Below are 17,413 nucleotides of genomic sequence, written 5' to 3' on the forward strand. Positions count from 1 at the left end.
GTAACGCACTTATTTCGTGGCGGGGCAACCATGCTCGCTGTTCGGGCCAATCATGACCGTAGGGCCGAGATATTTGGGCTGACGGTGGAGGATTGTTGCATCAATCACCGCGCTGACGCGGGCGAGTTTTTCGCGCAGACGCACCAGCTTACCGCGGCCTTGATCCAAATCCTCAGCGTTATAGCCGATGGCATCAATGCCATATTGCTTCGCCAGCCAGATGGCGCGTTGATTATGGAATTCCTGCGAGATAATCGTGATGTTATTTTCACCAAAGACTTTATTGGCGCGCACGACGGAGTCGAGGGTGGAGAAGCCAGCGTAGTCACAGAAGATAGCGCTGGCGGGCACGCCTTTGGCGATCAACGCCTGCTGCATGCCGGAAGACTCATCGTAATTTTTACGGCCATTATCGCCGCTCACCAGCAGCCATTTTACTTTCCCTGAATGATACAGTTCCGCTGCGGCGTTAATTCGCCGGGTGAAGTAGTTATTGCCCGGTCTGGCGCCTAACAGCAATCCCACATTACGCACGGGGATGGCGTTAACATCATTCCACGTCAGTTGCTCGCTCGTCTTGACTATCTCCCTGTTGGCGAAAAAAATCATAGCAATAGCCGCAAAGAGCAGAAAACAGACGAACCTGAACATGCGTCGAGAGCAAAAAAGGTGACGGAGAAAACGGGCTAACACGCGCAGCATTGATCGTTATCCTTAACGAAAGCGGGGGGAAGTCGATTGTAGACGTTAGTGGGTAAATTCATAACGATCGGCGATCGAATTCAGATTTTGTCTTGCCCCAGCGACATCTGTGTCAGCCACAGCCGGGTATCAAACTCCAGCTGGTGGTACTGCGGTTCCATGTGGCAGCAAAGCTGATAAAACGCTTTGTCGTGCTCTTTCTCTTTCAGGTGCGCTAATTCATGTACCACAATCATGCGCAAAAACGGCTCCGGCGCGCTGCGAAAAACGGTGGCGACGCGAATTTCCGCTTTGGCTTTCAGCTTTCCGCCCTGAACGTGCGAAACGGCGGTATGCAGGCCCAGCGCGTTTTTCAGTACGTGGATTTTGTTGTCATACATCACCTTATTAATCGGCGGCGCGTTGCGCAAAAACTGGCTTTTCAGATCCTGCGTGTACTGCCACAGCGCTTTATCGGTGGCGAAATCGTGCGTGCCGGGGTAGCGCTTTGCCAGCACGGCACCCAAACGCTGTTCCGCGATAAGCGTGCGCACTTGTGCCAGCAGGTGTTCCGGGTAGCCCTGGAGATAAGTTAGTTGCGTCATCACAGCCCCAAATCGGATTAAAAAGTGTATACTCACGCACCCTTTTCAGGGATAACGCCAAATTTTACCATTCTGGAGGGCCGATGAGCCACATAGACAACGGTTTCCGTTCACTGAACCTGAAACGTTTCCCGGAGACGGACGACGTCAACCCGCTACAGGCGTGGGAAGCGGCGGATGAGTATCTGCTGCAGCAGTTGGACGACACCGAAATCAACGGCCCGGTCCTGATCTTCAATGACAGCTTCGGCGCACTGAGCTGCGCGCTGGCGGAGCACAAGCCGTACAGCATTGGTGACTCTTACGTCAGCGAGCTGGGTACGCGCGAAAACCTGCGCCATAACGACATTGACGAATCCAGCGTCAGATTCCTCGACAGCACCGCGGAATATCCCTCTGCGCCTGCGGTCGTGCTGATTAAAATCCCGAAAACCCTGGCATTGCTGGAGCAGCAACTGCGCGCACTGCGCGAGGTGGTTACTCCGCAAACCCGCATCATTGGCGGGGCGAAAGCGCGTGACATCCACAATTCAACGCTGGCGCTGTTCGAGAAAATCCTCGGTACCACTACGACTACGCTTGCGTGGAAAAAAGCGCGTCTGATTAATTGCACGTTCACGAAGCCGGAGCTGGAAGACGAATCGCAGATCCAGAGCTGGCCGCTGGAAGGCACCTCGTGGACCATTCATAACCACGCGAACGTCTTCTCTCGCACCGGTCTGGATATCGGCGCACGCTTCTTTATCGAGCATCTGCCGGAAAACCTGGAAGGGGAGATTGTTGACCTCGGCTGCGGTAACGGGGTGATTGGCCTGACGTTGCTTGCGAAAAACCCGGACGCAACGGTGGTGTTTGTCGATGAATCACCGATGGCGGTGGCATCGAGCCGTCTCAACGTGGAAAGCAACCTGCCGGACGCCATCGACCGTTGTGAATTTATGATCAACAACGCGCTCTCTGGCGTCGAACCTTTCCGCTTCAACGCGGTACTGTGCAACCCGCCGTTCCATCAGCAGCATGCGCTGACGGATAACGTAGCGTGGGAGATGTTCCACCACGCGCGTCGTTGCCTGAAAATTAACGGCGAGCTGTACATTGTGGCTAACCGTCACCTCGACTACTTCCATAAGCTGAAGAAGATTTTCGGCAACTGCACCACAATCGCCACCAACAGCAAGTTTGTGGTGCTGAAAGCGGTGAAGCTGGGGCGTCGCCGTTAAATTTTGTGCACAGTGCCGGATGGCGGCGTAAACGCCTTATCCGGCCTACAAGCGATCGTGCAAATAGATATAATTCGGTCAAATACCGCACGGTTCCGTAGGCTGGATAAGGCGTAGCCGCCATCCGGCAAAAAAACCGCATCTAAATCTCCAGTGCCAGCTTAGTCCCTTGCGCAATCGCCCGCCGCGCATCCAGCTCCATTGCTACATCGCAGCCGCCAATCAAATGCACGGTTTTCCCGCTTTCCGCCAGCGGCTGTGCCAGCGCGCGCTGTGGATCCTGCCCGGCGCAGATCACTATATGATCGACCTTTAGAACCTGCGCTTCATCGCCGATCGTGATATGTAACCCTTCGTCATCGATCTTCTGATAGCTCACCGCCGGGATCATCTTCACGCCGCGCGACAGCAGCGTTGCCCGGTGGATCCAGCCGGTAGTTTTGCCCAGCCCATCACCGGGTTTACTGGCTTTACGCTGAAGCATCACTATTTTGCGTGGGCTCTTCGGCAGCATTGCGCCTTCCGGGCGCAGGCCGCCCGGCTGTTGTAGCGTGGTGTCGATGCCCCATTCCTGGCAAAATTCGGCAATATTCTGGCTGGTAGAAACGCCTGGCTGACTTAAATACATTGCGGTATCAAAGCCAATGCCGCCGCAACCGATAATCGCCACCGAATTCCCCACCGCAACTTTATCGCGCAGCACCTGGAGATAGGTCAGCACTTTGGGATGGTCGATCCCGTCAATCGCGGGCATGCGCGGGACGATCCCGCTGGCGAGGATCGTTTCGTCAAATGCCTGAAGCTGACTCGCCGTGACGAGGTGATTCAGTTTGAGCGTCACGCCCGTGACGTCGATCATCCGGCGGTAGTAGCGCAGCGTTTCGTAAAATTCTTCTTTGCCGGGGATCTGTTTGGCAATATTAAACTGTCCGCCAATTTCGCTATGCGCATCAAACAGCGTGACCTGATGCCCGCGCGCGGCGGCGTTAATGGCAAACGCCAGCCCGGCCGGGCCTGCGCCGACGACGGCGAGATTTTTCTTTTTCAGCGCCGGGATAATCGGCATTTTGGTTTCGTGACAGGCGCGGGGGTTCACCAGGCAGGAGGTGACTTTGCCCATGAAGATCTGATCGAGACACGCCTGATTGCAGCCGATACAGGTGTTGATCTCATCGGCACGGCCCGCCTGTGCTTTTGACAGCAACTCGGCGTCGGCGAGGAACGGGCGCGCCATCGACACCATATCTGCGTCGCCGCGTGAAAGAATGTCGTCGGCGACCTGCGGATCGTTGATGCGGTTGGTGGTCACCAGCGGGATCGTGACATGCCCTTTGAGCTTGCGCGTGACCCAACTGAATGCCCCGCGTGGTACCGGCGTGGCGATGGTGGGGATCCGCGCTTCGTGCCAGCCAATGCCGGTATTAATAATAGTCGCCCCCGCAGCTTCAATGGCCTGTGCCAGCTGTACGGTCTCATCAAATGCGCCACCGCCTTCCACCAGGTCCAGCATCGACAGACGGAAAATAATAATGAAATCTTTGCCCACGCGTTCACGAACTGCGCGCACCACTTCCACAGCAAAACGCATCCGGCGCGGATAGTCGCCGCCCCATTCGTCATCGCGATGATTGGTGCGCGCCGCCAGAAATTCGTTTATCAGATAGCCTTCCGAACCCATCACTTCCACGCCGTCATACCCGGCTTCCCGCGCCAGCTGGGCGCAACGGGCGAAATCATCAATCAGCGTCAGGATTTCATCGTGGGTTAACGCATGCGGCGTAAAGCGGTTAATCGGTGCCTGAATGGCCGAGGGTGCCACCAGATGCGGCTGATAACTGTAGCGCCCGGTGTGCAGAATTTGCAGGGCGATTTTGCCACCCTCCTGATGCACCGCATCCGTCACCCGCCGATGCTGGGGAAGCTGGCTGGCATCACTCAGCACCGCGCCACCCTCCATGCCGACGCCGGAAAGCGCCGGTGCGACACCGCCAGTGACAATCAATGCCACGCCGTGACGCGCGCGCTCGGCATAAAATGCCGCCAGCCGTTCGGCCCCGGTCGGATGCTCTTCCAGCCCGGTGTGCATCGAACCCATCAGAACGCGGTTTTTAAGGGTAGTGAAGCCCAAATCCAGCGGGGCGAACAGCGACGGATAGCTCATAAGATTGTCCAGTATGTAAAATTATTGTTATGTGGTCGGATGAGTTTAATTTAGCCGTCGGCGTCGAAAAGGGAAAAGGGGAATGTGGGGATTGTGATGGGATTCAAAGAACGCCCCCCATGAAATCAGGGGGCGTGAGATTTACTGCTCGGTCGTGACCTGTTTTTCAACGCGCAGTGACGCCAGCGCCTTGCGTGTGGCCTTCAGCACCAGTTCACACTGCTCGATGGTCAGCGTGAGCGGGGGCTCAATGCGGATGGTTTTGGCGTTGTTGAGCGTTCCGGCAACCAGCACGCGCTGGCGGAACATTTCACTCGCGAAGCTGTAGCCGATTTCGTTATCGACAAATTCGATCGCCATCAGCATCCCTTTACCGCGCGCTTCACGCACCAGATCCGGGTATTCGCGTGCCAGGCTGCGGAAGCCGTCAAGCAACATATCGCCTTTTTGCTCCGCCTGTGCCGGAAGGTTCTCCGTCAGCAGCACGTTGATGGTGGCGAGTGCGGCCGCACAGGCCAGCGGATTACCGCCAAAGGTGGTGGTATGCAGGAACGGATTATCGAACAGCACCGAAAAGACCTCTTCGGTGGCGATAGTCGCGCCGATGGGCATCACGCCACCGCCGAGCGCTTTCGCCAGGCACAAAATGTCGGGCTGAACGTTCTCGTGTTCGCAGGCAAACATTTTGCCCGTGCGCCCCATCCCGGTTTGCACTTCGTCGAAGATAAGCAACGCGCCAAACTCATCGCACAGCTTGCGTACCGCTGGCAGGTAACCTTGCGGCGGCAGGATCACGCCGCCTTCACCCTGGATAGGTTCCAGGATCACCGCCGCCACGTCGTCGCCGGTTTTCTGGCATTCGGATAGCGCCAGACGCATGGCGTCGATGTTGCCAAACGGCACATGACGGAAGCCCGGCAGCAGCGGCATAAACGGCTTGCGGAACGTGGATTTCGCCGTGGCCGAGAGTGCGCCGAGCGATTTGCCATGAAACGCGCCGCTGGTGGCGATGAAGGTGAATTTACCCCGTGGTGATTGATACGCTTTGGCAAGCTTCAGCGCCGCTTCTACAGATTCGGTGCCGCTGTTGCTGAAGAAACTGTACTTCAGTTTCCCCGGCGCCAGCGCGGCCAGCGTTTTCGCCAGCATCGCACGAAGCGGGTCGAGCAGCTCCTGGCTGTGTAGCGGTTGTTTGACGAGCTGATTCTGTACGGCGGAAACCACAACTGGATTACGGTGCCCCACGTTGAAAATGCCAAATCCACCCAGACAATCAATAAACTCCTGTCCCTGGGTGTCGACAAGCGTATTCAGGCTCCCCGCTTGCCACTCTACGGCTCCGTAATCCCCGCCGGCGGTCACAGATTTTCGATACTCCAGAAACCCCGGGTTTACATGCTCTTTAAAGTATTCTCTGACCTCCTGGTTGAGAGCTTTCATCTCCTCATGATCAAGCGTGCGCTTTTCAATGAGATTCAATGCGTGTGCGCTACAGGCCAAAGCCGATGCGCTGGAAGGTAATCTGTTCAAAATAAGCTCCCGGGGGTCACGTATCACACGATACTGAATTAAGTATTGCAGGGATTGCGCCACTTCGACGCGGGCGCTGAAAATCGGGATAAACACCAGGGAGAAATGCAGTTGCACAATATTTAATCGTCCAGCGGCCCTGTGGCCGCAGGAGAAGGACAAATCTCATCTCGCCAGAATGGGGCGAACTGCGCGAAAACGGGGCAGATCGTGCGCCATTTTGACGCGTGAGAGAATATATCCTCTAAAAATGCGAGCTGAATCGAGATTAACGAATAAAGCTAAGTCCTCCGCCGCCGAAATAACCTTTACACAATAAGCCTTATTACCGGCAAGGATACCTGCATGTCTTCACAACCCTGGGTTAGTCAGCGCGAATACCCGCTGGATGAACACACGACCTTAATGTCCACTTCCGATCTCAATAGCTATGTCACCCACGTAAACGATACGTTTATTCAGGTGAGCGGTTACAGCATGGAAGAGATGTGCGGCCAGCCTCATAACCTGGTCCGTCACCCGGATATGCCGAAAGCGGCGTTTGCCGATATGTGGTACACCCTGAAACAGGGGGAGCCGTGGAGCGCAATTGTCAAAAACCGGCGTAAAAATGGCGACCATTACTGGGTGCGAGCTAACGCTATCCCGATGGTGCGGCACGGTGAAGTTACCGGCTACATGTCAATTCGTACTCAGGCGACACCGGAAGAGGTCGCCGTCGCGGAGCCGCTCTATCGGGCATTAAAAGAGGGGCGCGGTAACAAGCGGCTCTACAAAGGCATGGTGATCAGTAAACACTGGTGGGGCAAGCTGTCCGTGATGCCGCTACGCTGGCGCGTGCGGCTATTGATGACGTCCATGTTTATGCTGTTAGCCGCGGCGCTGTGCGCCACGCATGCGCCGTGGATGTCGCTGGTGGTCGCGGCAGTGCTGATGCTGGCGGCAACGGCGCTGCTTGAGACACAGATAGTTCGCCCGGTTGAGAATGTGGCGCATCAGGCGCTCAGTATTGCGACGGGTGGACGTCACCGCGTGCAGCATCTGAGCCGTGGTGATGAACTGGGGCTAATTCTGCGATCGGTCGGGCAACTGGGGCTTATCTGTCGCTGGTTGAAAAATGATGTCGCAAGCCAGGTCTCCAGCGTCAGCCGGGGAAGCGATACGTTAGCGAAGGGCAACGATGATCTTAACGAACGCACCCGCCAGACGGTGGTTAATGTCCAGCAGACGGTGGCGACAATGAACGAGATGAATGCCTCCGTGCAAAGCAATTCACAAACGGCGGCGGCAGCCGATAAGCTCTCAATTGCCGCCAGCGGCGCGGCCGAGCAGGGCGGGCAGGCGATGCAGGGCGTGGTCAGAACGATGGACGAAATTGCCGACAGCACGCAGCGGATAGGCTCAATTACCACACTTATCAATGATATTGCCTTCCAGACCAATATTCTGGCGCTAAATGCCGCGGTCGAAGCCGCGCGAGCGGGCGAGCAGGGGAGAGGTTTTGCGGTGGTCGCGGGGGAGGTACGCCAACTGGCGAGCCGCAGCGCAACGGCGGCCAACGACATTCGTAAGCTGATTGAGGCCAGCGCCAGCAAAGTGCATTCCGGGGCCGATCAGGTTCATGCGGCGGGGCGGGTGATGAACGATATTCTGGCGCAGGTGCAAAACGTGACGCAGTTGATTGCGCAGATCAGCCAGTCGACCTCAGAACAGGCCAACGGGCTGTCGGATATTACCCGCGCGGTGGCGGAACTGGATGCCATTACCCAGAAAAATGCCGGGCTGGTCGCTGAAAGCGCCCATGTGTCGGCGATGGTAAAACATCGCGCCAGCCGGCTTCAGGACGCCGTCACGGTACTGCATTAATCGAGCTGTGAAATCTCCAGCGCCGCGCGGTCGATCACGCCCACAATCTGTTTTAGCTGCGCGTCGCTGATTTCGCTCTGGTTAACTTTCAGGTTCAGCACGGCCTTGAAGTTTTCCAGCGCGCGTTTCATTTGCGGATCTTTACGCAGTTCGTGGCCGACCATGCGGAGTTTCAGCTTCGCCTGCACCTGCTCCAGCACCTCTTTGTTTTCCGCCAGCACATTGCTGCCTTCCCCGGTGATGGCGATTTTTTTGCGTCCACCGTCTTCTTCCTGGATGGTGATCAGCCCCTGATCCTGCAACAGATCGAGCGTCGGGTAGATTACGCCAGGGCTTGGGCTGTAGTTGCCCTGGGTCATGTTCTCGATCTCTTTGATCAGTTCGTAACCGTGGCTGGCGTTGCGGGAGAGGATATCCAGCACCACCAGACGCAGCTCGCCGTGGCCGAAGAAACGCTGACGACGCCCGCCGCCAAAGCCGCCGCCACCGCCGTGACGACCTTCACCACGACCACCACGACATTCGCGCTCACCATGGCATTCACGACCACCGCGTCTGCCGCGGCCAAACTCTGAAAAGTGTCTCATCATTTTTACCTTAACTTGATTTAGATATATCTAACTTATATCTAAATATCTGTCTTTAGCAAGGGTGAGATGGGATAAATTTTTATCTTTATGTAATTTAACGAATTAATTTTATATCGTGGATTTTTTGTGCGATGGGTAAAGTATATCTTAAAAAAAGCTTGCTTTCTGCCTAACTGGCAATCATTATCATTTGCATCAAGTTTAGATATATCTATTTTTCACGAAGGCGACGGATAACACCACTATGAAAGAAAAAAAATACCCGCAGCGCGTGCGTAATGAACTGCGTTTTCGCGAATTGAGCGTGTTACGCGTGGAGCGCATCGGCGCAGGTTTTCAGCGCATTGTGCTCGGCGGCGAGGCGTTGGAAGGCTTCTCTTCACGCGGTTTTGACGATCACACCAAACTGTTTTTCCCTCAGGCAGGCGAACGTATCGCGCCGCCGACCATGACCGACGAAGGGATCGTCTGGCCGGACGGCGTGCGCCCGCAGTCGCGCGACTACACGCCGCTCTATAACGCCGAGCGTCACGAGCTGGCCTATGACTTCTTTATTCATGATGGCGGCGTGGCAAGCTCATGGGCGATGAATGCCCGCGTGGGGGATACGCTAACGATTGGCGGGCCGCGTGGTTCGCTGGTGGTGCCGGAGGATTACGCCTGGCAGCTTTATGTGTGTGATGAATCGGGTATGCCTGCGCTGCGCCGCCGTCTGGAAAGCCTGCGCCAGCTCCCGACACGCCCGCAGGTTAAGGCCATTGTGACGATCGCGGATGCGGCGTATCAGGACTATCTGGCGGAGTTCAGCGAGTTTGAGATCGAGTGGGTGATAGGTCATCGCGAACAAGCCGTGGCCGATAAACTGGCGACGCTGTCTGTGCCTGCGGAGGATTATTTTATCTGGGTGACCGGGGAAGGTGCGGTAGCGAAATCGCTGGTTAGCCGTTTTGAGAATGACGCGATTGATCAACAGCTGTTAAGGACTCAGGCGTACTGGCATAAGAAGTAAGTGCGCTGGTTTTGTCGGGTGGCGCTGCGCTTACCCGACCTACAAAAGCTGCATACGCTGTTTGTCGGATGGCGCTGCGCTTACCCGACCTACAAAAGCTGCATACGCTGTGTGTCGGGTGGCGCTGCGCTTACCCGACCTACAAAAACTGAATACGCTGTGTGTCGGGTGGCGCTGCGCTTACCCGACCTACAAAAGCTGTATACGCTGTGTGTCGGGTGGCGCTGCGCTTACCCGACCTACAAAAGCTGAATACGCTGTGTGTCGGGTGGCGCTGCGCTTACCCGACCTACAAAAGCTGAATACGCTGTGTGTCGGGTGGCGCTGCGCTTACCCGACCTACAAAAACTGAATACGCTGTTTGTCGGGTGGCGCTGCGCTTACCCGACCTACAAAAGCTGCATACGCTGTAGGCCGGGTAAGCGAAGCGCCACCCGGCGCAATCGCAATAGCCAAATTGCGGCAAAGCTTTGCCGAAAATAATTGTATTGCCCCGCCCGGTGCGGCAACTCGCTTATAACTCCTCGTAATAACACATTCCTTTTTGTTGTTTGCTATCTGTCACCCATTCCCGATATCGTCTGGACGTCCATACTTCTAAACCGCTATTTGGCAGACGAATGATAGTACTCAGGAATATTTCAAAGATTTTTAACCCTGGAAAAGGGACGATAACGGCAGTCGATAACGTCAACCTGAGCATCGAGCAGGGGCAGATCTACGGCATTATCGGCTACAGCGGCGCGGGAAAAAGCACGCTGATCCGCCTGCTCAATGGGCTGGAAAAACCGTCTGCGGGCAGCGTGATTGTGAATGGGCAGGATATCTCCGCCGCTAAAGGCGAAACATTGCGTCAGGCACGCCTGAAAATCAGCATGGTATTCCAGCACTTTAACCTGCTCTGGTCGCGCACGGTAAGCGAAAACATCGCCTTTTCGATGCAGATTGCCGGCGTACCGAAAGCCAAAATTCGCGCTCGCGTGGCGGAACTGGTTGAGCTGGTGGGCCTGAAGGGGCGCGAAAACGCCTATCCCTCGCAGTTAAGCGGCGGGCAGAAGCAACGTGTGGGCATCGCCCGCGCGCTGGCTAATAACCCGGACGTGCTGCTGTGCGATGAAGCGACATCGGCGCTCGACCCGCAAACCACCGATCAAATTCTCGACCTGCTGCTGGATATCAACCGCCGCTTCCGTTTAACCATTGTGCTCATCACCCATGAAATGCACGTGGTGCGCAAAATCTGCGACCGCGTGGCGGTGATGGAAGACGGCAAAGTGGTGGAAGAGGGCGATGTGCTGGAGGTCTTTACCCATCCGCAAAAGCCGATTACTCAGCAGTTTGTGCGCCAGGTAAGCCAGTACGTCGAAGAAGAGGCGTTTAACCCTGCACTCACCGACGGCCTGACCGGCAGCATTATCAAGCTGACCTTTACCGGGCAGACGACCCATCGTCCGGTGGTGGGCGAGCTGATGCTGCGCTACGGCCTGCCGTTTAACATTCTGCACGGCAAGATGACACAGACCACCCACGGCGCGTTTGGTCAGCTCTGGCTGCATGTGGTGGCGAACCCTGAACAACTGAAAAGCATCCTCGCAGATTTGCAGGAAACTGGCATCGACAGCGAGGTAGTGAAACATGGCTGAGCAATTCTTACCGCATCTGAAATGGGATGCCCTGTGGGCAGCCACCCAGGAGACGCTCTACATGACCGCGCTTTCCGGCGTGGCGACGTTTATCCTCGGCATCGCGCTCGGGCTGGCGCTGTTTTTGACTGCCAAAGGCGGGCTCTTTTATAACCGCCCGCTGTATAGCGTGATTTCGGTGGTGGTGAACGTCTTCCGTTCCATTCCGTTCATTATTTTGATTGTGCTGCTGATCCCGTTTACCAAAACGATCGTCGGCACCATTCTCGGCGCGAACGCGGCGCTGCCTGCCCTGATTGTTGGCGCGGCTCCGTTTTATGCGCGACTGGTCGAGATTGCCCTGCGTGAAGTCGACAAAGGGGTGATTGAGGCAACCCGTTCTATGGGCGCACGCCTGTCGACGCTGATTTTCCGCGTCCTGCTGCCCGAATCTTCCCCGGCGCTGGTTTCCGGTATTACCGTCACGCTGATTGCGCTGGTGAGTTACAGCGCGATGGCGGGGGTGATCGGCGCAGGTGGCTTAGGGAATCTGGCTTATCTGGAAGGATTCCAGCGCAACCACAATGACGTCACGCTGGTCGCGACGGTGACGATTCTCATCATCGTTTTCATCATCCAGTTCTGCGGCGACGTACTGACTTCTCTGTTAGATAAACGCTAATAACACACACAGGAACCATCATCATGAAAAAGACACTCACGCTAATCGCCGCCGCTACCCTGAGCGCCCTGAGCTTTGCTTCCTGGGCTGACACCCTGACCGTGGGGGCGTCCAACACGCCGCACGCGGAAATTCTGGAGCAGGCGAAACCGATTCTGGCGAAGCAGGGCATTGACCTTGAGATCAAACCGTTCCAGGACTACATCCTGCCGAACACCGCGCTGGCGGGCCGCGACATCGATGCCAACTACTTCCAGCACATCCCGTATCTGAACAGCGTGCTGAAAGATCATGCGGGCGATAAAGATTATGATTTCGTGAGTGCCGGGGCTATCCACATCGAGCCGATTGGTATTTACTCCAAAAAATACAAAACGCTGAAAGACCTGCCGGAAGGCGGCAAAATCATCATGCGTGACGCGGTTTCCGAAGAGGGGCGTATTCTCTCCATCTTCGAAAAAGAGGGCGTGATCAAGCTGAAGCCGGGGATTGATAAAGTGACCGCGCGTATCAGCGATATCGTGGAAAACCCGAAAAAGCTGCAATTCCTGCCGAACGTCGAAGCGTCTCTGCTGCCGCAGATGTACAACAACGATGAAGGCGCGGCGGTGGTGATCAACGCCAACTACGCGATTGATGCGGGCCTCGACCCGGTGCATGATCCGATTGCGGTAGAGAGCGGCGAAAATAACCCGTATGCCAATATCATCACCGTGCATCGCGGCGACGAGAAGAAAAAAGATATCGTGGCGCTGGTGAACGTGCTGCACTCGAAAGAGATTCAGGAGTGGATCCGCACCAAATACAAAGGCGCGGTGATCCCGGTTAATAACTGATCCTTCCGCCCGGTTAACGCCGGGCGTTTCTCCCTCTCCGACACTTCTTTACAGCAATAAGATTGCCAAACCATTTTCGCCCGTTAAGATTAAGCCCGTATTTATACGAGGTAATGATGATTCATCGACAGCGAAAGGCGATATTACTGGTAGCCCTTGCATGTCTGGTGGTGCTGGTTTGCACCGCGCAGCGCATGGCGAGCCTGCACGCCCTGACGATGAACGTTGCCTCCGTAAGCCAGACCGTCTCATCGGATGGCGATGCGCCCGTCACGCCTTGCGAACTGAGCGCGAAATCGCTGCTGGCGTCGCCGCCGGTGCTGTTTGAAGGCGCGCTGTTTGCCGTTGCACTGCTGCTGGCGGTTCTGGCGGCGCTGCCCGTCTTCTTCACGCGCGTCTGGCCTCCTCGCGTTATCTCTCCGCCCCGATTGCGGGTGCATCTCCGATTATGCGTCTTCCGTGAGTGAGTTTTAGCCTGCGTTATTCAGGTTAATTAATTACTTACGGAGAAAACCGATGCTTACTTTTTTCAGGCAGCTTCTGCTCTGCCTGGTTTGTCTGTGGCTGCCCGCAAGCTGGGCGGCAGACAGCGGCTGGCTGCGCGCCGCCGATAACGACCACGCCAGCGTGCGGCTGCGCACGCAAACTCTTCCTGGCGGCGAGACGCGCCTGCTTCTTGATGTTCAACTGGAGAAGGGCTGGAAAACCTACTGGCGCTCGCCGGGCGAGGGTGGAATTGCGCCCACTATCGTCTGGAATGATTCGCCGTCGGTGACCTGGCGCTGGCCGGTGCCGCAACGTTTTGATGTTGCGGGTATTACGACCCAGGGCTATCACGATGACGTCAGCTTCCCCATCACGCTGCATGATGTAAAAACGCCGACGCTGAGCGGCGTGCTGACGCTCTCTACCTGTAGCAACGTCTGTATTCTGACGGACTATCCGTTCTCGCTCGACCTGCGTGCGCCGACGGATAAAAACATCGATTACGACTTCACCCGCGCGATGGGCACACTGCCACGTGAAGATGGGCTTACCACCACGTTGCAGGCGGATTACGCGCCGGGAAAAATGATCGTTACCGCCACGCGTGAGGGCGGCTGGCACTCGCCCGCGCTGTTTCTCGATACGCTGGACGGCGTCAGTTTTGCCAAACCCAGTGTGCAGGTGAACGGCGATACGCTCATCGCCACCGTGCCGGTGACGGACGAATGGGGCGATAGTGCGCCCGATTTACAGGGCAAAACGCTGTCGCTGGTGCTGGCGGATAACGGCCTCGCGCAGGAGAGCACCCGCGTGATTGGCCGGGCGAGTGGGCTGCCGTCTGACGGCGTGTCGCTGTGGCTGGTGCTGTCGATGGCGCTGCTCGGCGGGCTGATCCTTAACATCATGCCCTGCGTATTACCGGTGCTGGCGATGAAACTTGGATCGGTATTACAGGGCGATAGCACGCAACGCGGCGTGGTGCGGCGGCAGTTCCTGGCCTCGGTGGCGGGGATTGTGGCGTCATTTCTGGCGCTGGCATTGATGATGACGCTGTTGCGTCTGAGTAATCAGGCGCTGGGCTGGGGAATTCAGTTCCAGAATCCGTGGTTTATTGCGGCGATGGTGCTGGTGATGGTGCTGTTCAGCGCCAGCCTGCTGGGATTGTTCGAAATTCGCCTCTCATCAAACACCACGACGTTTCTCGCCACGCGCGGCGGTCGCGGGCTGGCGGGGCATTTCTGGCAGGGCGCATTTGCCACGCTGCTGGCTACGCCCTGCACCGCGCCGTTCCTCGGTACGGCGGTGTCGGTGGCGCTGGTTGCGCCGCTGCCGAAACTGTGGGGCATTTTCCTGGCGATGGGGATCGGCATGAGCCTGCCGTGGCTGTTGGTCGCGGCCTGGCCGGGGCTGGCACAGCGCCTGCCGAAGCCGGGCCGCTGGATGAACCTCGTGCGCATCGTGCTGGGCGTGATGATGCTGGGCTCCGCGCTCTGGCTGCTGACGCTACTGAACGCGCATGTTGGGGCAGCCATCACCTGGGGAATTGGCGGCGTGCTGGCGCTGCTGCTGTGCGTTGCGCTGGCCTGGCGCTATCGCGGGCGTGTGGCACTGGGCGCGGCAGGGCTGATGCTGATGACTGCGGCGGCACTTTTCTGGCTTCCGCAATCATCTTCCCCGCTGCGCGACCGAATTGACTGGCAGCCGCTGAGCGAACAGGCGATCCAGACGGCACTGGGTGACGGCAAGCGTGTGTTTGTTGATGTGACCGCCGACTGGTGTGTGACCTGTAAAGCCAATAAATACAATGTGCTGCTGCGTGATGACGTTCAGCAGGCGCTCACTTCGCCAGATGTTGTCGCCCTGCGCGGAGACTGGAGCCGCCCGTCCACCGCCATCAGCCAGTTTCTCCAGCGCCGCCAAAGCGCGGCTATCCCGTTTAATCAAATTTATGGCCCCGGAACGCCGCAGGGCGAGATTCTGCCGCCGCTGCTCAGCCGCGATGCGGTACTGAATGCGTTGTCCAACGCTAAAGGAAAAAACTAATGCGCGTATTTACTCTGATATTACTGCTGTGTATGGCCACCTTTGGCCAGGCGCAAGAATCGGACACACAATCGCAGCTCACCGAGATGATTTTCAATGACCCGACCAGCCCGCGTAAAGGCGCGGAAAAACCGGCGCTGATGATCGTCAACTTTACCGATTACAACTGCCCCTACTGCAAACAGTTTGACCCGATGCTGGAGAAAATTGTGCAGGATTACCCGCAGGTGCAACTGGTCGTTAAACTGTTGCCGTTTCGCGGAGAAAGTTCGATGACCTCCGCCCGCGTGGCGTTAACCACCTGGCGTCAGCAGCCGGAAAAATTCTGGGCGCTGCATCAGCGGTTAATGGCGAAAAAGGGCACGCACGATGACGCTTCTATCCTGAATGCGCAGCAGAAAACCCAGACGGCGGATATCAAGGCGGATGCGCAAAGCACGGACAGTGTGAAGCTGAATCTGATCCTGTCGCAGGTGCTGGGCATTCAGGGAACGCCCGCAACGATCGTCGGCGATCAACTGGTGGCGGGCGCTATCGCCTATGACGATCTGGAGGCGCTGGTGAAAGAACAGCTGGCGAAAGCCAATGCGCAGTAAATTACGCCGCTGGCTGAAGGATCTGATCGTCCTGCTACTCCTGGCAATGGCGCTGATGTGGGGGATGGATCAACTGCGTAAGCCTGAACTCCCGGAGAATGTTTCCGGGATAGCCTTACAGACCCTGGATGGCGAAACTCATTCGCTGGCGGAACTGAGCCAGAAAAAGCCGTTGCTACTTTACGTATGGGCGACCTGGTGCGGCGTATGCCGCTACACCACGCCTGCGGTCGAGCAACTTTCGCACGAGGGTCAGAACGTGCTGAGCGTGGCCCTGCGATCCGGAGACGACAACCAACTGGCGCAGTGGATGGCGAAAAAGCACCTGACCCTGCCCGTGGTAAACGACCCGCGCGGTGAGCTTTCCGCGCGCTGGCAGGTAAGTGTGACGCCCACGCTGGTGGTTATTTCGCAGGGCAAGGTGGTGAATGTGACCACCGGCTGGACCAGCTACTGGGGCATGCGCGCCCGGCTGTGGTGGAGCGGGCTTTAGTAGGTCACGTTGATGGTGACCGTATCGGCGTAGGTGTCGGGCGTGTAATTCGCGCTCGGCACCGTGGCATACGCATTATAGGTGATGGTTTGCCCGTTCCCCGTTCCGGCAACCGTGTTGCTGCCCGTGCTGTTTCCCCATGGCGCGCCGCTGGTTCCGGCGGCGGAACGAAGCTGATACGGCACCTGATCGCTGTTGCTGGCATTGCCGGTATTGGTTTTCATCACTCCGCTGCCGGTCGTGCTGTTGTTGGACGGCACCAGCCCGATGGTATAGGGCGTGTTGCTGGTACAGGCCACGCCAATGGTGTTGCTGGCGCTCAGGTTAGTATCGGTAAAGGCGGCATTGCCAAAAGTAATATTACTCGCCGTGGTGACGTTACAAAATTTGGTCACGGTAGCCAGGACGTTAAAGGGAAAGGTCGGGCCCTGCGTGGTTCCACAGGTGGTTGGTGGCGCCAGCAGGCCGACGTTCATGGTCATGCTGGCGGTCGCCGCTGTGTAGGTATCCTGATAGCTTCCTGGCACCACGGTGGTTTGTCTGGCGGGCACTTTGGCATACACCGTCACGCTGCCCGTCACCGGTGTCAGATTTAACAAATTAAGCTGGATCGCCGGAACGGTGGTCCCGCTTTGATACTGGCTGCCCCAAACGGTAGTGTACGATGCGTTCTGATAGAGCTGATAATCGAGCGTCCCGGCAGGTGGCCCTGCGTAAGCCATTCTGCGCGGTATCACCTGACCGCTGTTCGCTGACGCGCCGATGTTAAAGCAGATGGTCACCCCGGCCAGCACATCGGCGAGTTCTTTAGTACAGCTGTAGTTAAAGGTCATGCTGGTATTGGTATCCGTGCTGCTTAACGGATTGACGTTCCCAAAGCTGATGTTTTGCACGCCGGACATTGAGCACACCACCGCTTTGCTGGCCAGCGGGCAGAGCAATAGTCCCAGCAGTAATACCAGATGAATTAACCGCACATCACGACTCCTGTAG

16 protein-coding genes are annotated in these 17,413 nt (G+C 56.9%); 10 read left to right on the forward strand and 6 right to left on the reverse strand.

All coding sequences use genetic code 11. From position 1 onward, the window contains the following. Positions 1-9: 9 nt before the first annotated feature. Both G163CM_RS21115 and G163CM_RS21120 read right to left on the reverse strand, forming a co-directional pair. Positions 10-702, reverse strand: coding sequence for a SanA/YdcF family protein (locus tag G163CM_RS21115; protein WP_231826171.1), 693 nt, complete (start codon positions 700-702; stop codon positions 10-12). An 80-nt stretch (positions 703-782) separates the two neighbouring features. Further along, the gene (locus G163CM_RS21120; RefSeq protein WP_231826172.1) at positions 783-1,286 is read right to left on the reverse strand and encodes a M48 metallopeptidase family protein; all 504 of its coding nucleotides are present in this window, start codon (positions 1,284-1,286) and stop codon (positions 783-785) included. A gap of 83 nt (positions 1,287-1,369) precedes the next feature. On the opposite strand from G163CM_RS21120, the gene rlmG reads away from it, so the two are divergent. Continuing rightward, positions 1,370-2,506 (forward strand): 23S rRNA (guanine(1835)-N(2))-methyltransferase RlmG, encoded by a 1,137-nt coding sequence (gene rlmG / locus G163CM_RS21125; RefSeq protein WP_231826173.1) that lies wholly within the window; start codon positions 1,370-1,372, stop codon positions 2,504-2,506. Between the two features lie 142 nt (positions 2,507-2,648). Here the strand turns inward: rlmG and G163CM_RS21130 are convergent, their stop codons facing one another. Both G163CM_RS21130 and ygjG read right to left on the reverse strand, forming a co-directional pair. Beyond that, the gene (locus tag G163CM_RS21130) at positions 2,649-4,667 is read right to left on the reverse strand and encodes an NADPH-dependent 2,4-dienoyl-CoA reductase (protein ID WP_231826174.1); all 2,019 of its coding nucleotides are present in this window, start codon (positions 4,665-4,667) and stop codon (positions 2,649-2,651) included. Between the two features lie 141 nt (positions 4,668-4,808). Continuing rightward, positions 4,809-6,197 (reverse strand): putrescine aminotransferase, encoded by a 1,389-nt coding sequence (gene ygjG / locus G163CM_RS21135; RefSeq protein ID WP_231826175.1) that lies wholly within the window; start codon positions 6,195-6,197, stop codon positions 4,809-4,811. A 345-nt stretch (positions 6,198-6,542) separates the two neighbouring features. Between ygjG and G163CM_RS21140 the strand changes: the two genes are divergently transcribed. Beyond that, the gene (locus G163CM_RS21140) at positions 6,543-8,063 is read left to right on the forward strand and encodes a methyl-accepting chemotaxis protein (RefSeq protein WP_231826176.1); all 1,521 of its coding nucleotides are present in this window, start codon (positions 6,543-6,545) and stop codon (positions 8,061-8,063) included. Here the strand turns inward: G163CM_RS21140 and G163CM_RS21145 are convergent. Next, on the reverse strand, positions 8,060-8,650 hold the full coding sequence (locus tag G163CM_RS21145; protein ID WP_231828406.1) for a PadR family transcriptional regulator: 591 nt from the start codon (positions 8,648-8,650) through the stop codon (positions 8,060-8,062). The genes G163CM_RS21140 and G163CM_RS21145 overlap by 4 nt on opposite strands. A 247-nt stretch (positions 8,651-8,897) precedes the next feature. On the opposite strand from G163CM_RS21145, the gene G163CM_RS21150 reads away from it, so the two are divergent. The 8 genes from G163CM_RS21150 to G163CM_RS21185 all read left to right on the forward strand — a co-directional run bounded on the left by G163CM_RS21150 (position 8,898) and on the right by G163CM_RS21185 (position 16,420). Next, entirely contained in the window at positions 8,898-9,662 is a 765-nt protein-coding gene (locus G163CM_RS21150) for a siderophore-interacting protein (protein ID WP_231826177.1), read from the forward strand. Between the two features lie 620 nt (positions 9,663-10,282). Next, positions 10,283-11,305, forward strand: a complete 1,023-nt coding sequence (locus tag G163CM_RS21155) for a methionine ABC transporter ATP-binding protein (protein ID WP_231826178.1) — start codon at positions 10,283-10,285, stop codon at positions 11,303-11,305. After that, positions 11,298-11,966, forward strand: coding sequence for a methionine ABC transporter permease (locus tag G163CM_RS21160; RefSeq protein ID WP_015962935.1), 669 nt, complete (start codon positions 11,298-11,300; stop codon positions 11,964-11,966). The genes G163CM_RS21155 and G163CM_RS21160 overlap by 8 nt, the downstream gene beginning before the upstream one ends. Positions 11,967-11,989: 23 nt before the next feature. Then, entirely contained in the window at positions 11,990-12,802 is an 813-nt protein-coding gene (locus tag G163CM_RS21165) for a MetQ/NlpA family ABC transporter substrate-binding protein (protein WP_015962936.1), read from the forward strand. Between the two features lie 116 nt (positions 12,803-12,918). Next, positions 12,919-13,269: a copper resistance protein gene (locus G163CM_RS21170; protein WP_108475055.1), complete on the forward strand. Its 351-nt coding sequence runs from the start codon at positions 12,919-12,921 to the stop codon at positions 13,267-13,269. A gap of 49 nt (positions 13,270-13,318) precedes the next feature. Beyond that, entirely contained in the window at positions 13,319-15,331 is a 2,013-nt protein-coding gene (locus tag G163CM_RS21175; protein ID WP_231826179.1) for a protein-disulfide reductase DsbD family protein, read from the forward strand. Beyond that, positions 15,331-15,927 (forward strand): DsbA family protein, encoded by a 597-nt coding sequence (locus tag G163CM_RS21180; RefSeq protein ID WP_231826180.1) that lies wholly within the window; start codon positions 15,331-15,333, stop codon positions 15,925-15,927. The genes G163CM_RS21175 and G163CM_RS21180 overlap by 1 nt, the downstream gene beginning before the upstream one ends. Then, positions 15,917-16,420 carry a protein disulfide oxidoreductase gene (locus tag G163CM_RS21185; RefSeq protein WP_231826181.1) on the forward strand — a complete coding sequence of 168 codons (504 nt, stop codon included), beginning with the start codon at positions 15,917-15,919 and terminating at the stop codon, positions 16,418-16,420. Before G163CM_RS21180 ends, G163CM_RS21185 begins: the two co-directional genes overlap by 11 nt. Here the strand turns inward: G163CM_RS21185 and G163CM_RS21190 are convergent. Next, on the reverse strand, positions 16,417-17,397 hold the full coding sequence (locus tag G163CM_RS21190) for a Csu type fimbrial protein (protein WP_231826182.1): 981 nt from the start codon (positions 17,395-17,397) through the stop codon (positions 16,417-16,419). The genes G163CM_RS21185 and G163CM_RS21190 overlap by 4 nt on opposite strands. Positions 17,398-17,413: the final 16 nt, after the last annotated feature.

Origin of the sequence: Pseudocitrobacter corydidari, from assembly GCF_021172065.1 — a bacterium.
Lineage (GTDB): Bacteria > Pseudomonadota > Gammaproteobacteria > Enterobacterales > Enterobacteriaceae > Pseudocitrobacter > Pseudocitrobacter corydidari.

Excerpts from the sequence above, each read along its gene's own strand:
- G163CM_RS21115 (WP_231826171.1), bottom strand. The coding sequence starts at position 702 with ATGCTGCGCGTGTTAGCCCGTTTTCTCCGTCACCTTTTTTGCTCTCGA.
- G163CM_RS21120 (WP_231826172.1), bottom strand. The coding sequence starts at position 1,286 with ATGACGCAACTAACTTATCTCCAGGGCTACCCGGAACACCTGCTGGCA.
- rlmG (WP_231826173.1), top strand. The coding sequence starts at position 1,370 with ATGAGCCACATAGACAACGGTTTCCGTTCACTGAACCTGAAACGTTTC.
- G163CM_RS21130 (WP_231826174.1), bottom strand. The coding sequence starts at position 4,667 with ATGAGCTATCCGTCGCTGTTCGCCCCGCTGGATTTGGGCTTCACTACC.
- G163CM_RS21140 (WP_231826176.1), top strand. The coding sequence starts at position 6,543 with ATGTCTTCACAACCCTGGGTTAGTCAGCGCGAATACCCGCTGGATGAA.
- G163CM_RS21145 (WP_231828406.1), bottom strand. The coding sequence starts at position 8,650 with ATGAGACACTTTTCAGAGTTTGGCCGCGGCAGACGCGGTGGTCGTGAA.
- G163CM_RS21150 (WP_231826177.1), top strand. The coding sequence starts at position 8,898 with ATGAAAGAAAAAAAATACCCGCAGCGCGTGCGTAATGAACTGCGTTTT.
- G163CM_RS21155 (WP_231826178.1), top strand. The coding sequence starts at position 10,283 with ATGATAGTACTCAGGAATATTTCAAAGATTTTTAACCCTGGAAAAGGG.
- G163CM_RS21160 (WP_015962935.1), top strand. The coding sequence starts at position 11,298 with ATGGCTGAGCAATTCTTACCGCATCTGAAATGGGATGCCCTGTGGGCA.
- G163CM_RS21165 (WP_015962936.1), top strand. The coding sequence starts at position 11,990 with ATGAAAAAGACACTCACGCTAATCGCCGCCGCTACCCTGAGCGCCCTG.
- G163CM_RS21170 (WP_108475055.1), top strand. The coding sequence starts at position 12,919 with ATGATTCATCGACAGCGAAAGGCGATATTACTGGTAGCCCTTGCATGT.
- G163CM_RS21175 (WP_231826179.1), top strand. The coding sequence starts at position 13,319 with ATGCTTACTTTTTTCAGGCAGCTTCTGCTCTGCCTGGTTTGTCTGTGG.
- G163CM_RS21180 (WP_231826180.1), top strand. The coding sequence starts at position 15,331 with ATGCGCGTATTTACTCTGATATTACTGCTGTGTATGGCCACCTTTGGC.
- G163CM_RS21185 (WP_231826181.1), top strand. The coding sequence starts at position 15,917 with ATGCGCAGTAAATTACGCCGCTGGCTGAAGGATCTGATCGTCCTGCTA.